We start from the raw sequence: 262 nt of genomic DNA on the forward strand, positions 1-262 counted from the left end.
CCATCTTTCAAGTCTGTTTGGTCTGCTGGAAGCAAGGCTTTTACTTCTTGTGGAAGTTCTTTACCTGGAGTTCCACTGACAAACTCGTGAACCGCTTTATGAGTCACTGTTGGAACTGGAGTTGCTGTAAATTCCCATGTACCTATAAACTTAACATCTGATCCATTAATTGTTTCCGATGTCTTATCGTAGGACTTGAAGCTCCATGTGCCTTCTGATGTCTTAACCTCTGTTTGACTTGGTTGCGTTGGCGTTGCTTGGC

General features: G+C 43.5%; 1 protein-coding gene. It reads right to left on the bottom strand.

The annotated features are described in order from the left end of the window. A partial coding sequence (locus HMPREF2885_RS10145) for an SHIRT domain-containing protein (RefSeq protein ID WP_186822450.1) occupies positions 1-262 on the bottom strand: 262 nt, incomplete at both ends.

The sequence above is a fragment of the Streptococcus sp. HMSC062H02 genome (assembly GCF_001813005.1).
Lineage (GTDB): Bacteria > Bacillota > Bacilli > Lactobacillales > Streptococcaceae > Streptococcus > Streptococcus oralis_S.